Annotated in this window: 15 protein-coding genes; 3 read left to right on the top strand and 12 right to left on the bottom strand. The window is 55.3% G+C overall.

Features of this window, described 5'->3' with window-relative positions:
• Positions 1-116 precede the first annotated feature (116 nt).
• Positions 117-1,391 (top strand): tyrosine--tRNA ligase, encoded by a 1,275-nt coding sequence (tyrS, locus tag ETG88_RS02395; protein ID WP_107703692.1) that lies wholly within the window; start codon positions 117-119, stop codon positions 1,389-1,391.
• 65 nt (positions 1,392-1,456) lie between these two features.
• Positions 1,457-2,317 carry a pyridoxal kinase PdxY gene (gene pdxY / locus ETG88_RS02400; protein WP_100780390.1) on the top strand — a complete coding sequence of 287 codons (861 nt, stop codon included), beginning with the start codon at positions 1,457-1,459 and terminating at the stop codon, positions 2,315-2,317.
• A gap of 49 nt (positions 2,318-2,366) precedes the next feature.
• On the opposite strand, the gene gstA is transcribed toward pdxY, so the two are convergent.
• The 12 genes from gstA to blr all read right to left on the bottom strand — a co-directional run bounded on the left by gstA (position 2,367) and on the right by blr (position 12,655).
• Positions 2,367-2,972, bottom strand: coding sequence for a glutathione transferase GstA (gstA, locus tag ETG88_RS02405; protein WP_100780389.1), 606 nt, complete (start codon positions 2,970-2,972; stop codon positions 2,367-2,369).
• A 109-nt stretch (positions 2,973-3,081) separates the two neighbouring features.
• Complete coding sequence (gene dtpA / locus ETG88_RS02410) at positions 3,082-4,590, bottom strand: dipeptide/tripeptide permease DtpA (RefSeq protein WP_100780388.1); 1,509 nt, start codon at positions 4,588-4,590, stop codon at positions 3,082-3,084.
• A 620-nt stretch (positions 4,591-5,210) separates the two neighbouring features.
• On the bottom strand, positions 5,211-5,846 hold the full coding sequence (gene nth / locus ETG88_RS02415; RefSeq protein WP_107703691.1) for an endonuclease III: 636 nt from the start codon (positions 5,844-5,846) through the stop codon (positions 5,211-5,213).
• Positions 5,843-6,529: an electron transport complex subunit E gene (locus ETG88_RS02420; protein ID WP_129034458.1), complete on the bottom strand. Its 687-nt coding sequence runs from the start codon at positions 6,527-6,529 to the stop codon at positions 5,843-5,845. The genes nth and ETG88_RS02420 overlap by 4 nt, the downstream gene beginning before the upstream one ends.
• 2 nt (positions 6,530-6,531) lie before the next feature.
• Positions 6,532-7,152, bottom strand: coding sequence for an electron transport complex subunit RsxG (rsxG, locus tag ETG88_RS02425; protein WP_129034459.1), 621 nt, complete (start codon positions 7,150-7,152; stop codon positions 6,532-6,534).
• A 10-nt stretch (positions 7,153-7,162) separates the two neighbouring features.
• The gene (gene rsxD / locus ETG88_RS02430; RefSeq protein WP_129034460.1) at positions 7,163-8,215 is read right to left on the bottom strand and encodes an electron transport complex subunit RsxD; all 1,053 of its coding nucleotides are present in this window, start codon (positions 8,213-8,215) and stop codon (positions 7,163-7,165) included.
• Positions 8,216-10,333, bottom strand: a complete 2,118-nt coding sequence (gene rsxC, locus ETG88_RS02435) for an electron transport complex subunit RsxC (protein WP_129034461.1) — start codon at positions 10,331-10,333, stop codon at positions 8,216-8,218. It abuts the gene before it with no gap.
• A complete protein-coding gene (rsxB, locus tag ETG88_RS02440) occupies positions 10,326-10,901 on the bottom strand; it encodes an electron transport complex subunit RsxB (RefSeq protein ID WP_129034462.1) in 576 nt (191 codons plus the stop codon). Before rsxB ends, rsxC begins: the two co-directional genes overlap by 8 nt.
• A complete protein-coding gene (gene rsxA / locus ETG88_RS02445; RefSeq protein ID WP_100780381.1) occupies positions 10,901-11,482 on the bottom strand; it encodes an electron transport complex subunit RsxA in 582 nt (193 codons plus the stop codon). The genes rsxB and rsxA overlap by 1 nt, the downstream gene beginning before the upstream one ends.
• Positions 11,483-11,558: 76 nt before the next feature.
• Positions 11,559-11,999: a DUF2569 domain-containing protein gene (locus tag ETG88_RS02450; RefSeq protein ID WP_100780380.1), complete on the bottom strand. Its 441-nt coding sequence runs from the start codon at positions 11,997-11,999 to the stop codon at positions 11,559-11,561.
• Between the two features lie 86 nt (positions 12,000-12,085).
• Entirely contained in the window at positions 12,086-12,301 is a 216-nt protein-coding gene (gene ydgT / locus ETG88_RS02455) for a transcription modulator YdgT (protein WP_064325909.1), read from the bottom strand.
• Positions 12,302-12,529: 228 nt separating this feature from the next.
• On the bottom strand, positions 12,530-12,655 hold the full coding sequence (blr, locus tag ETG88_RS02460; RefSeq protein WP_181827939.1) for a division septum protein Blr: 126 nt from the start codon (positions 12,653-12,655) through the stop codon (positions 12,530-12,532).
• Positions 12,656-12,900: 245 nt separating this feature from the next.
• Here blr and ETG88_RS02465 point away from each other — a divergent pair, with 245 nt between their 5' ends.
• A complete protein-coding gene (locus ETG88_RS02465; protein WP_102103576.1) occupies positions 12,901-13,941 on the top strand; it encodes an oxidoreductase in 1,041 nt (346 codons plus the stop codon).
• Positions 13,942-14,044 lie beyond the last annotated feature (103 nt).

The raw sequence follows: 14,044 nt of genomic DNA on the forward strand, positions 1-14,044 counted from the left end.
TTTGTTGTTTTAAGCGCTAGCGCTGGATGGGCTGGCGCTTTATTCTATGTCTCTTTCGCGCTAGGCGAAAAGTCGTGTACCGACAGAGGTGCAGTCGTTTATACATGGAGAATTTGATGGCAAGCAGTAACTTGATTAAACAATTGCAAGAGCGGGGCCTGGTGGCCCAGGTGACGGACGAAGTAGCGTTAGCAGAGCGACTGGCGCAAGGCCCGATCGCGCTCTATTGCGGCTTCGATCCCACCGCTGACAGCTTGCACTTGGGGCATCTTGTTCCATTGTTATGCCTGAAACGCTTCCAGCAGATGGGCCATAAGCCTGTGGCGCTGGTGGGTGGTGCAACCGGTCTGATTGGTGACCCAAGCTTTAAAGCCGCCGAGCGTAAACTGAATACGGAAGATACCGTGCAGGAGTGGGTGGACAAAATTCGCAAGCAGGTTGCGCCATTCCTCGACTTCGATTGCGGTGAAAACTCTGCGATTGCTGCCAACAACTACGACTGGTTTGGCAACATGAACGTGCTGACCTTCCTGCGTGATATCGGCAAGCACTTCTCCGTTAATCAGATGATCAACAAAGAAGCGGTGAAGCAGCGTCTGAACCGTGACGATCAGGGCATCTCCTTTACCGAGTTCTCCTACAACCTGCTGCAGGGTTATGACTTCGCCTGTCTGAACAAACTGCACGGCGTGGCGCTGCAGATTGGTGGCTCTGACCAGTGGGGCAACATCACGTCCGGTATCGACCTGACGCGTCGTCTGCATCAGAACCAGGTATTCGGTCTGACCGTACCGCTTATCACTAAAGCTGATGGCACCAAGTTCGGTAAAACCGAAGGCGGCGCAGTCTGGCTGGATCCGAAGAAAACCAGCCCGTACAAATTCTACCAGTTCTGGATCAACACCGCCGATGCGGACGTTTATCGCTTCCTGAAGTTCTTCACTTTCATGGACATCGAAGAGATCAATGCTCTGGAAGAAGAAGACAAGAACAGCGGTAAAGCGCCTCGCGCACAGTATGTGCTGGCCGATCAGGTCACCAGCCTGGTTCACGGTGAAGACGGTCTGGCGGCGGCGAAACGCATTACTGCCAGTCTGTTTAACGGCACCCTGAGCGATCTGAGCGTGGAAGATTTCGAGCAGCTGGCGCAGGATGGCGTGCCAATGGTTGAGATGGAAAAGGGCGCCGATCTGATGCAGGCGCTGGTCGATTCCGAGCTGCAGCCGTCCCGTGGTCAGGCGCGTAAGACCATCGCCTCCAATGCCATCACCATCAACGGTGAGAAGCAGGCCGATCCGGAATACACCTTCGCAGAAAGCGATCGTCTGTACGGGCGCTACACCCTGCTGCGTCGCGGTAAGAAGAATTACTGTCTGGTTTGCTGGAAGTAATCACAAGTGTTTGAGGGGCGTGGGAAACCACGCCCCTTTATTTTTTCAGGGTTGTGGTAAGAAAAATGAATAACATCCTCGCCATTCAGTCCCACGTTGTTTTTGGCCATGCCGGCAATAGCGCCGCAGAGTTCCCGATGCGCCGCCTTGGGGCCAACGTCTGGCCGCTCAACACCGTTCAGTTCTCCAATCACACACAATACGGTAAATGGACAGGCTGCGTGCTGCCTGCATCGCATTTGACGGAGATTGTGCAGGGTATCGCGGATATCGATCAGCTAAAGCGCTGTGACGCCGTTTTAAGCGGTTATCTGGGATCGGCGGAGCAGGGCGAACATATCCTGGGTATCGTACGTCAGGTTAAAGCGGCGAACCCGTCGGCCAAATTTTTCTGCGATCCGGTGATGGGCCATCCGGAAAAAGGGTGCATCGTGGCGCCGGGTGTGGCGGAGTTTCATGTGCGTCATGCGATGCCGGCAAGCGATATCATCGCGCCAAATCTCATCGAACTGGAAATTCTCTGCGAGCATCCGGTGAACAGCGTAGAAGAAGCCGTGACAGCGTCACGTGAGCTGATAGCTCAGGGACCGGAGATTGTGCTGGTAAAACATCTGGCGCGCGCGGGGTTTAGCCCGGACCGCTTTGAAATGCTGCTGGTGACGAAAGATGACGCCTGGCATATCAGCCGTCCGCTGGTGGACTTTGGCGCTCGCCAGCCGGTGGGCGTGGGTGATGTGACGAGTGGTTTACTGCTGGTGAAACTGTTGCAGGGCGCATCCCTGCGCGACGCGCTGGAGCATGTGACCGCAGCGGTCTATGAAATCATGATCGCGACGAAACAGATGGATGAGTATGAGTTGCAGGTCGTGGCGGCGCAGGAGCGTATTGCGAAGCCGGAGCACTACTTTAGCGCGACGCAGCTTTAAAAACAGTGCCCGGCAAGCGCGCAGCGCCGCCGGGCAATGCAGAGATATCTTAGTTCAACCCTTCCGCTTTCAGCGCCGCCGCCACGCCCGGACGTGCCGCCATGCGTTCCATATACGACGCAATATGGCTTAATCCTTCCATATTCAGCTTCACTGCCCGCGCCCAGCGCAGAACCGTAAACAGATAAGCGTCAGCAATGGTAAAGCGCTGGCCGCAAATCCACTGATCGTCTTTCAGGGCGTCATTAACGTACTGCAGTTTTTTCTCCAGCAGGGCACGAACGGTCGGTTTGTACTCTTCAGGGGTGTCCGGACGGAACAGCGGCGTGAAGCCTTTGTGCAGCTCAGTCGCGATGTAGTTCAGCCACTCGAGGGTTTTATAGCGGGAAATGCTGCCCGTCGGTGCCAGCAGATGGCGATCGGGTACTGAATCGGCCAGGAACTGCATAATGGCGACGCCTTCAGTGAGCAACGTGCCGTCGTCCAGCGCCAGAGCCGGAACCTGTCCTTTCGGGTTAATCGCGAAATAATCCTCGCCATTCTCCAGACGCTTTTTCATAAGGTCGACGCTATCGAGCGTGAAATCCTTGCCGCTCTCGCGCAGGGTGATGTGTGAAGCAAGAGAGCATGCGCCTGGTTTGTAGAACAGTTTCATCGGTAACTCCTTTTTGCTGAGATTGGGGTCATGGTAATGCGCGGCAGAATAAAAAAAAAGCCGCTAACGCACAGTTAGCGGCTTCTCTTCAGTCGTTTCCCGATGACAATTACGCGGTAGCGGTATCCGTCGCTTTAGCGGTTTTGTCGTCGTCCTGGGTCATACGATTCAGTTTAGGTGCAGTCAGCAGCATCAGCACGGCGATAATTGCGGTGGCGATACCGATCTGCATGAATACGCGACCGTACACTTCCAGGGAGACCAGAGGGTCGGTGACGTTTTCCGGAACGGCCATCAGGTTTGCAATTTTACCTGCGATGATAGCGGCACCCGCAGTAGTCAGGAACCAACTACCCATGATGAAGCCCATCAGACGCTGTGGAACCAGCTGTGCAACCATTGCCAGACCCAGACCCGAGATCATCAGCTCACCGATAGACTGCAGCGCGTAGCTCAGAATCAGCCAGTTAACAGACACGATACCCGCGTCGGTCGCGAACTTAGTGCCCAGCGGCAGTACCAGGAATGCGCCAGAGCACAGCACCATACCGATGGCAAATTTGTGCGGCATCGGCAGACGGTCGCCCATCTTGTTGTAGATAGCGGCCAGAATCGGGCTACCAATCATGATCCAGAAAGGGTTCAGTGCCTGGAACTGCTCAGGTTCGAACGCGATACCCAGAATGGCGTGCTCAACGTTACGAATGGCGAAGAAGTTCAGGGAGGTTGGCATCTGGCTGTACAGCACGAAGAAGACAATCGCCTGCAGCATCAGAATGAAGGCCACAATCATCTTACGACGCGCAGCGCCCTGCATAGCGAACGCTTCTTTCGCGAAGATGCAGATGATACCCAGAGCAACCACGCCCAGTACCGCGCGAGCAACGCCCTGGTTGTGCAGCAGCCAGGTGGCGATGGTAGCGAGGATCACAACGCCCACGATAGTCGCCAGCAGTTTGCCCATATGAACCGGTTCGAAGTCAGGTTTAGAGCCGTAGTCTTTGACCCAGCGTTTGCAGAAGGCAAAGTTAACCACGGTGATCAGCATACCGACAACGGAGAGTGAGAACGCTACGCTCCAGCCGAACTTCGCTGCCAGCCACGGTGTTGCCAGCATAGAGAAGAAGGAACCGATGTTCACCGACATGTAGTACATGGTGAATGCACCGTCGAGACGCGGGTCATCTTTGCTGTAGCAGGTAGAAAGCAGGGAGGACGGGTTCGCTTTGAACAGCCCGTTACCAACCGCAATTGTCGCCATACCCATGTAGACAACCGCAGCATCGTGACCGGACCACGCAACCAGCGCATAGCCGACAGCCAGAACGATGGCGCCGAGCATGATCACGCGTTTGGTGCCAAGAACTTTATCGCCTAACCAGCCGCCGACGGCGACCAGGCCGTAAACCAGTGCACTGAAAGAGGAGAACAGCGTGATTGAATCCGCTTCGGACATACCCAGTTGTTTAACCAGGTAAACAGCCATAATCCCTTGCAGGCCGTAAAAGCCAAAACGCTCCCATAACTCGATAGAGAAGATGAGATAGAACGCTTTAGGCTGTTTGAAAGCGTTTAAACTTACGCTCTCTTCTGTTGGTTTATTGTTTGCAGTAGACACATATACCTCTTTTTTTACATCCCATATTAACGGGGGTGTTCATAGCGTAATTGACCGGAGTCCATTCGCCTTATAGTTATATTGGGAGGGGAAACGGCGGGTAATGTTCACTATCCTGACCCATCTGGCAAGGTGTTTGTAATACTCTGTTACATATAACCACAGTGGTATAATACGCGGGTCAGACAAATGTTATTTAGCGTTAAATCTTTCAGCATGAGAATTGGTGGTTTTTTTCACTACTGAGACCCGTAAAAAAGGGCTGTATGGCGATATGTTCTGCTATATGGTCATTGTGGCAGTGATATGGTCCATATTCTGAAAATCAACTGGTTTAATCTGTTGTGAACGATCGGTCATAGCTTGTTCACGCAAGGGCTTAGTGGGTTTTTATATACAAAAATCCAACATGACGTTATCAGAGTGATCGCGATCACAGATGTATAGAAAATTTCGCTGACGAAAAAACAATTAACCTGCCAGGGTGTTAATGAACCGAACAATCAAGAGGTCTGAAAGTGAACGAAGCGGATAATAAATGGGCAAAAGGAAGGTTTACGGTTAGACCTTCCTTTAGTAAGGGATTGATATATTGAGCAGAGGAGGTAGGTGACGGAAATTCAGGCGTACACTTTCTCTTTATATTCGCATAAATCTTCGATCAGACACGAACCGCAGCGGGGTTTACGGGCGATACAGGTATAACGTCCGTGCAGGATCAGCCAGTGGTGGCAATCCACTTTAAACTCCGCCGGTACCACCTTCAGCAGCTTTTCTTCAACCTGCTCAACATTCTTGCCCGGTGCGAAATTCGTGCGGTTACAGACGCGGAAAATATGCGTATCGACAGCAATGGTCGGCCAGCCGAAAGCGGTATTGAGCACCACGTTGGCGGTTTTACGCCCCACGCCAGGCAGCGCTTCCAGCGCGGCTCTGTCTTCCGGCACTTCGCCGCCGTGCTGTTCCAGCAGGATACGGCAGGTTTTAATCACGTTCTCGGCCTTGCTGTTAAACAGGCCAATGGTTTTGATGTACGACTTCACGCCGTCCACGCCCAGCTCCAGCATCGCCTGCGGCGTATTGGCGACAGGGTAGAGCTTCGCCGTCGCTTTGTTGACGCTCACGTCGGTGGCCTGGGCGGAGAGCAGCACCGCGATCAGCAGCTCAAAAGGGGAGTTGAAATTCAGCTCCGTTGTCGGATGCGGGTCGTTATCACGCAGACGAGTCAGGATCGTGATGCGTTTCTCTTTATTCATACAGCCTTCTCAGGGAGTCCTTCCTGCACGCTACGCTCGGCGGCGCGGCGTTTACGCTTCTCATCAATGAGGTATTTTAACGCCAGCATCATACCAAGGCCAATAAATGCGCCCGGCGGCAGCATCGCCAGCAGGAACGGCGTATCCGTGTGGAAGACCTCAATACGCAGGGCCTTCGCCCAGCCGCCCAGCAGTGCGTCAGCGCCGTCAAACAGGGTACCGTTACCGAGGATCTCACGCATTGAGCCCAGCACAAACATCGCGCAGGTGGCACCCATGCCGATAGAAAAGCCATCCAGCGCCGAGATCAGCGGATCGTTCTTCACCGCGAAAGCTTCTGCGCGGCCTACGACGATACAGTTGGTTACGATCAGCGGAATAAAAATCCCCAGCGACTGATAAAGGCCGAACGCGTAGGCGTTGATCAGCATCTGCACGATACTCACCACCGAGGCGATGATCATCACGTAAATCGGAATACGAATCTCTGACGGCGTCCAGCGACGCAGGGCGGAGATCGACAGGTTGGTCAGGGTCAGCACCAGCGTGGTCGCCAGTCCAAGGCCGAGGGCGTTCGTGGCAGTGGATGTCACCGCCAGCAGCGGGCACATCCCCAGCAGCTGGACCAGCGCGGAGTTGTTTTTCCAGAGACCCTGGACAATAACCTCTTTAACCTGGCTCATGATTACTCCTCACAGGCGGGAAGATTGTTGATTTGCGCAGGCAGCGTTTCGGCGTACAGCCCCGCGCGTTTCACCGCATTCACCACGGCGCGTGGGGTAATGGTCGCGCCGGTAAACTGGTCGAACTCACCGCCGTCTTTTTTGACGGCAAAGGCGGTGTCATTCTCATCGTGAATCAATTTTCCGGCAAAATGTAAAATCCAGTCGCTGAGGCGAAGCTCGATTTTATCCCCAAGCCCTGGCGTTTCGTGGTGCTGCGTTACACGGGTGCCGAGAACCGTACCAGAGAAGTCGGTGCCGACCAGCAGTTGAATTGCGCCAGAGTAGCCGTCCGGTGCGGTCGCTTCCATCACGGCACCCACGGCGGTATCCCCTTTACGGGCGATGAAAACGCGGTGTTCACCTTTGCCTAACTGCGGTGCCTGCACGATAAAGCAGCTTTTCTGCAGGTCATTATCGTAGAAATCTGACGGGATCACCTGATCGAACAGCGCCTTTTGTTGTTTCGATGCCTGTTCATCAATCGTCGTTTTGGTCATTTCATTCACCAGCGCGGTCAGCCCCGTCAGGGCAGCGGCGAAGATCGCCAGCGTCACGCCGTGTTTTTGCATTGTTTTCAGCATGGCGAATCCCTTAGCGGTGGCCATACACGCGAGGACGCGTGTAGTAGTCGATGAGCGGCACCGTGATATTGGCCAGCAGTACGGCGAACGCCACGCCATCCGGATAGCCGCCAAAACTGCGGATCAGCCAGACCAGCAGCCCCGCCAGCGCGCCAAAAATGAGGCGTCCACGGTTGGTGGTCGATGCGGTCACCGGGTCGGTCAGGATAAAGAAAGCACCCAGCATGGTTGCACCGGAGAGCAGATGCATCTGCGGGCTTGGCAGCGGCTCGGACGAGAACATCCAGCCGAGCGTGGCGCAGATCGTCAGCGTCACCAGAAAGCTGACCGGAATGTGCCAGCGAATCGTCTTCTTCCACAGCAGGAACACGCCGCCCAACAGATAGGCGATATTAACCCACTGCCAGCCAGCGCCCGCCAGCACGCCGCTGTAGATTGGGTACGTCATGATCTGCTCAACGCTGTGACCGGCATGCAACGACGTTTTAAAGGTGTCGAGCGGCGTCGCCTGGCTGATACCATCCACGCCCATGCGCAGGGTGGTCATGTCGCCACCCGTTGCCGTGTGGCCGGTGAAGATCACCTGAAGCGCATCCATAAATCCCGGTACCGTCGCGGCAATCTCGTGCGGCGGCAGCCAACTGGTCATCTGCACCGGGAAGGAGATCAGCAAGACCACATAGCCGATCATCGCCGGGTTAAACGGGTTATGCCCCAGGCCGCCGTACAGCTGTTTGGCAATAATAACCGCGAAAACGGTGCCCAGCACCACCATCCACCAGGGGGAAAACGGCGGAATACTGATCGCCAGTAACAGGCCCGTCAGCAGGGCTGAGTTATCGGCGAGAATGCGGGGAACAGGCATTTTTCGAAGCTTAAGCACCAGCGCTTCGGCGGCCAGCGCACTGACGCAGCCGAGAACAATCTGAAACAGCGTCCCCCAGCCAAAAAACCAGAGCTGCACGGCAATGCCCGGTAAGGCCGCCAGGCAGACCAGCATCATAATGCGCGACGTCTGGCGCTGGTTATGGGTGTAAGGGGAACTTGCGATTCTGAAAACCATTTAATCCTCGTTTACTGCCTGCTGTGCGGCTTTCTTAGCCTGAACGCGTGCAATCGCGGCGGCGACTGCGGCTTTGCGTGGGTCGTCATTGGCGGCGGGTTCGGGGTCCTGCTGGGCCGCTTTACGCGCTTTTGCACGGGCAATGGCGGCTTCAACGGCCGCTTTGCGCGGATCGACAGGCGGTTCCTGCTCGACGCTCTTTTCCTGTTGTTCCGCTTTACGCGCTTTCGCGCGAGCAATCGCGGCCTCAACGGCGGCTTTGCGCGGATCGACAGTTGGTTCCTGTTCGACGCTCTTGTCCTGTTGCTCCGCTTTACGCGCTTTGGCGCGGGCAATGGCGGCCTCAACGGCGGCTTTGCGCGGATCGACAGATGGTTCCTGTTCGACGCTCTTTTCCTGTTGCTCCGCTTTACGCGCTTTGGCGCGGGCAATGGCTGCTTCAACGGCGGCTTTGCGCGGATCGCTCTCAGCGTTCGGCTGTGCGTCCTGGGCTTTTTCTGCCTGACGGGCGCGGGCCTGTGCTTTGCGCGCTTCACGTGCGGCGATGGCTTCGCTGTTGTCTGGTTTTTCACCGGCCGGAATGATCACCGGCTGTGCGGCAGAGGCTTTCTTCTCACGCACCCGCGCGAGCGCGGCGTTAATGGCATCCTGATCTTTTTCGGCTGGCTGAACGGCAGCCTTTTTATGACGTTCCTGACGCGCCAGTTTCTCACGCTCAAGACGCGCCTGACGCGCTTCAAAGCGGGCTTTGGCTTCGGCGGCACGTTTGTCTTCCAGCGAAATGGCGTAGATCTCGGCTTTTTCCTGACGGAAATACTGCACCAGCGGAATGCTGCTTGGGCAGACCCAGGCGCAGGCCCCGCACTCAATGCAGTCGGCCAGGTTGTGGGCTGTGGCTTTATCGTGCAGCTGCCCTTTGCTGAACCAGTACAACTGCTGCGGCAGCAGATCGGCCGGACAGGCGTCGGCGCAGGCGCTACAGCGGATACAGCCTTTTTCTTCCTGCTCTTCGCCCATCTCGCTTGCGGAAGGGGCCAGCAGGCAGTTGGTGATTTTGACGACCGGAACGTCCAGCCAGGGGAGGGTAAAGCCCATCAGCGGCCCGCCCATAATGACCATTTGATCGCTGCCAGGACAGAACCCGGCCTGCTCCAGCAAATGACGCACCGGCGTACCCAGACGCGCCCAGACGTTACCCGGCTGCGAAACGGACTCGCCGGTGAGCGTCACTACGCGTTCGGTCAACGGTTCCCCGTCGATCACCGCGCGTTTCACCGCGTAAGCCGTACCGACGTTCTGCATCAGCACGCCAATGTCAGAAGAGCGGCCGCCGTGCGGAACCTGTTTCCCGGTCAGAATTTGCGTCAGCTGTTTTGCGCCGCCGGACGGGTATTTAGTGGGAATAACGCGCAGGCCAATGTCGTGGCTGCCCGCCAGCACCGCACGCAGCATGGAGATCGCCTGCGGCTTGTTATCTTCAATGCCGATCAGCACTTCGCGCGGCTGTAAAATATGGGCGAGGATGCGAATCCCTTCGACGACCTGCGCGGCGCAGTCCTGCATCAGGCGATCATCAGCGGTGATGTAAGGTTCGCACTCTGCGGCGTTGATAATCAGGGTCTGAATCTTATCGCCACCACCGCGAAGCTTGGTGCCGGTCGGGAAGCCTGCGCCGCCAAGACCGGCTACGCCGAACTGGTGGATGCGCTCGATCAGAGCTTCGCGAGTCTGAGCGCGGTAATCGCTCCAGCCGTCGCGGTCGATCCAGCGGTCTTCACCGTCCGGCTCGATCATGACGCTTAATTCGGCCAGTGCCGAAGGGTGGGGAACCGTGTGAGGGGCAATCGCCACCACTTTCCCGGAGGTCGGTGCGTGGACCGGGAGCATACGTCCGCGTCCAAAGGTCAGCTGCTGACCGCGCAGCACATTGTCACCGACTTTCACGCACAGCTCGCCTTCCGCACCGATGTGCTGTTTCAGCGGCATGACGAACCGGTTTGCTAACGGGATCTGGCGCAGCGGCGTGCCGCTGGACTGGGTTTTCATCTCTGGCGGATGAATCCCGCCGTCGAAATCCCAAATCTTCTCTTTTCTGAACGCAGAAAATAACTTAAACATGGTGTTCCACAGGAATTATACGAACCGGAATGGTTTGAAGATCCCACTTCCAGCTGTCGGGAGTCGTTTCGACCGGACGCAGCTCGATGCATTGCGTCGGGCAGGGGGCCACACAAAGATTGCAGCCCGTACAAAGATCCGCCATCACGGTGTGCATCGCGCGGGTTGCGCCAACAATGGCGTCCACCGGGCAGGCCTGAATACACTTGGTACAGCCGATGCAGTTTTCTTCGTCGATGACCGCCAGCACGCGCGCAGGCTCTTGTACGCTCTCGTCGCCATCAACGGGCTGCGGATCGACGTTAAGCAGCGCCGCGATTTTTAACATCACGGCTTCGCCACCCGGCGCACAGCGGTTAATTTTTTCACCGTTGCCTACCGCCTCAGCATAGGGACGGCAGCCAGGATAGCCGCATTGCCCACACTGGCTTTGCGGCAGGAGGTCATCGATTTTTTCGACGACAGGATCGCCTTCAACCGCAAAACGGCGCGAAGCGTAACCCAGAATAATGCCAAAAAACAGCCCCAACACGCTGATGGCGGCTATGGCAATCCAGATAGCATTCATTACAACTTCACCAGACCACTGAAGCCCATAAAGGCCAGAGACATCAAACCAGCGGTGACCAGTGCAATGGCGTTACCGCGAAAAGGCGCCGGAATATCGGCAGCGGCCATGCGTTCACGAATAGAGGCAAACAGCACCATCACCAGCGAGAAACCGACCGCCGCGGAGAAACCGTACAGGGCCGATTGCAGGAAATTATGCCCAAGGTTGATGTTGAGCAGCGCCACGCCGAGCACGGCGCAGTTGGTGGTAATCAGCGGCAGGAAAATGCCGAGCAGGCGATAGAGCGCCGGGCTGGTTTTGCGCACCACCATTTCCGTAAACTGCACCACAAAGGCAATCACGAGAATAAACGCCAGCGTGCGCAGATAGATCAGGCCGAGGGGGATCAATATCCAGGTATCAATCCACCATGCGCAAATAGAGGCCAGTGTCATCACGAAGGTGGTTGCCAGTCCCATGCCCATTGCGGTTTCCAGCTTTTTGGAAACCCCCATGAACGGGCACAGGCCAAGGAACTTCACCAGCACGAAGTTATTCACCAGCACAGTTCCGACAAAGAGCAGTAAGTAATCGGTCATTATTTAGCCTGAAATAAAAAAGCCGCCTATTATCGGATAAACCACAACGGGCGACAACAGGATAACTGTAGGGTTATTACGGGTTCACGAAGGTCTTTTTGACCCGGGCGGAACGCCTGAAGTAGGGCGCGAAAAGCGCGGCGGCCAGCAGCGGGAACAGCAGCTGGCGCACAGCCAGTAAGTCTGAAACCGGTGAAAAGGCAAAGGCCTTGATCGCCAACAGCACAGAGATCAGCAGCCAGATAATATAGTGCTTAGGCACTTTCTGACGGCGTTTAAAGAACGCAATGGTCAGCCAAAGGGTGTAATACCACATGGCAATGGCAAAACCGAAGGAGATAAACCACAGCGCAATATTCATTGTGCTCTGGGAGGTCAGATTCTTAAGCGCATACGGCGTCACGAGAGCCGTTGTATACAGCAGCAGCGCAAGCGATGCGCTTAACAAAGCCACCAGTAACCAGGCAAGCGGGGCGAGTAACCAGCCTCCGATTTTTTCTCCAGGCGATGCGGTCATGTTATCTCCCTCAGTCTGCACGAAATGATACCCGGCAAATTTACCGGGGCGTGAGTATATAACATTTCGCGCCGATGGCTACCGTCTTACAGCACGTAGCGCCAAACTGATTTAGGGACTTCGCCGATATTGAACAAACGACCGCCGGAAACCAGCTCTGCGCGACGATGATCGGCAGCGCGGTACATATTGATGATGTCCTGATTATCGGTCAGCGTGTAGTTCAAATGATCAAACAGTTTTTCCAGGCTCTCGAGAGAACTGATCTTGCGAAATTTTAATAAATAATCCTGAACTGTCATTTAATAAGCTTCCATTTTTAAAAGTAAATTTTATCAGTAGGGTAATTCGCTCGAATAATAAACGGATAAATAAAGACGTAAACAACCCACTTAAGGGTTAAGACTAAATTAGGAGTTTTCTTTGAAAGTTTCAGGCGTCGGACGACGCCTGCAGAAGAAGGTTAACTCTGATGACCGTGGCTGGCAACCGGCAACTGACAGGATATGTCACTCTTTTGCCAGCAGAACTTATTTGGTCTGAGACGCCGCAACCGGTTCTGGTGGCTGGTAGTTATCAATATGGCTGGCAACGCCGAGTAAAATGACGGAAACACCCAGGACAACCCATCCTGCTAATTCAACGATTCGATTGATAATTGACGTCATGATTCTTGTTTGTGATTTATCCATAAATACAGATTGAGAATGTTACAGCGCGATTTCCACTATCGCAAGTCCTTTGGGAACGGTTTCTCTGTATGAATTCAGCAGGTTATATAATTGTAACAAAGACCGCTGGTCAGTCGTGCTGTTTTACTTTTTGTAATCCATTACAAAACGGTTGTGACAGGCTTGTTGATAGTGTGAAATGAGTGAAAGACAAGACGAGAGGCAACGACATGAGTGACAAAATCCGCGTCGGATTAATTGGTTATGGTTATGCGAGCAAGACGTTTCACGCACCGCTGATTGCCGGTACGCCTGGAATGGAACTGGCGGCGGTTTCAAGCAGCGATGCGTCGAAAGTGCATGCCGACTGGCCTGCGGTTCCGGTAGTGTCTGAACCTAAGCACCTGTTTAACGATCCAAATATCGATTTAATCGTCATCCCAACGCCAAACGACACCCACTTCCCGCTGGCAAAAGCGGCGCTGGAAGCGGGTAAGCATGTGGTGGTGGATAAGCCCTTTACCGTGACGCTGTCTCAAGCACGCGAGCTGGATGCGCTGGCAAAAAGTCTGGGACGTCTGCTGTCGGTGTTCCACAACCGTCGATGGGACAGTGATTTCCTCACACTTAAGGCGCTGATGAACGAAGGGACGCTGGGTGAAGTGGCGTACTTCGAATCCCATTTCGATCGTTTCCGCCCACAGGTACGCAACCGCTGGCGCGAGCAGGCCGGTCCGGGCAGCGGTATCTGGTACGATCTGGCCCCGCATCTGCTGGATCAGGCGGTGAATCTGTTTGGTCTGCCGGTCAGCGTGACGGTCGATCTGGCGCAGCTGCGCCCGGGCGCACAGGCCACGGACTATTTCCACGCGATTTTGACCTATCCGCAGCGTCGTGTGGTGCTGCACGGCACCATGCTGGCGGCGGCAGAATCTGCGCGCTATATCGTGCACGGTACGCGCGGGAGCTACGTGAAATTTGGTCTGGACCCGCAGGAAGACCGTCTGAAAAACGGCGAACGCCTGCCGCAGGAAGACTGGGGCTACGATATGCGTGACGGCGTGTTAACGCGTGTCGAAGGGGAGGAGCAGGTGCAGGAAACCTGGCTGACTCTGCCGGGGAACTATCCGGCCTACTATGCGGCGATCCGCGATGCCCTGAACGGCACGGGCGAAAACCCGGTTCCGGCAAGCCAGGCGATTCAGATTATGGAACTGATTGAGCTGGGCATCGAATCAGCGAAACACCGCTCGACGCTCTGTCTGGCGTAATAAAAAAGGCCGGCAAATTTGCCGGCCTTTTACTTCTTAGCCAGCGACTTTATCGCGCAGAGCCTGTTTTTCAGCTGCGCTCAAGAACGCAATTTCCAGGCCG

The organism is Lelliottia nimipressuralis, from assembly GCF_004115925.1.
Lineage (GTDB): Bacteria > Pseudomonadota > Gammaproteobacteria > Enterobacterales > Enterobacteriaceae > Enterobacter > Enterobacter nimipressuralis.

Excerpts from the sequence above, each read along its gene's own strand:
- gstA (WP_100780389.1), bottom strand. The coding sequence starts at position 2,972 with ATGAAACTGTTCTACAAACCAGGCGCATGCTCTCTTGCTTCACACATC.
- rsxG (WP_129034459.1), bottom strand. The coding sequence starts at position 7,152 with ATGCTGAAAACAATGCAAAAACACGGCGTGACGCTGGCGATCTTCGCC.
- tyrS (WP_107703692.1), top strand. The coding sequence starts at position 117 with ATGGCAAGCAGTAACTTGATTAAACAATTGCAAGAGCGGGGCCTGGTG.
- ETG88_RS02465 (WP_102103576.1), top strand. The coding sequence starts at position 12,901 with ATGAGTGACAAAATCCGCGTCGGATTAATTGGTTATGGTTATGCGAGC.
- rsxA (WP_100780381.1), bottom strand. The coding sequence starts at position 11,482 with ATGACCGATTACTTACTGCTCTTTGTCGGAACTGTGCTGGTGAATAAC.
- ydgT (WP_064325909.1), bottom strand. The coding sequence starts at position 12,301 with ATGACAGTTCAGGATTATTTATTAAAATTTCGCAAGATCAGTTCTCTC.
- rsxB (WP_129034462.1), bottom strand. The coding sequence starts at position 10,901 with ATGAATGCTATCTGGATTGCCATAGCCGCCATCAGCGTGTTGGGGCTG.
- rsxC (WP_129034461.1), bottom strand. The coding sequence starts at position 10,333 with ATGTTTAAGTTATTTTCTGCGTTCAGAAAAGAGAAGATTTGGGATTTC.
- rsxD (WP_129034460.1), bottom strand. The coding sequence starts at position 8,215 with ATGGTTTTCAGAATCGCAAGTTCCCCTTACACCCATAACCAGCGCCAG.
- ETG88_RS02420 (WP_129034458.1), bottom strand. The coding sequence starts at position 6,529 with ATGAGCCAGGTTAAAGAGGTTATTGTCCAGGGTCTCTGGAAAAACAAC.
- ETG88_RS02450 (WP_100780380.1), bottom strand. The coding sequence starts at position 11,999 with ATGACCGCATCGCCTGGAGAAAAAATCGGAGGCTGGTTACTCGCCCCG.
- pdxY (WP_100780390.1), top strand. The coding sequence starts at position 1,457 with ATGAATAACATCCTCGCCATTCAGTCCCACGTTGTTTTTGGCCATGCC.
- nth (WP_107703691.1), bottom strand. The coding sequence starts at position 5,846 with ATGAATAAAGAGAAACGCATCACGATCCTGACTCGTCTGCGTGATAAC.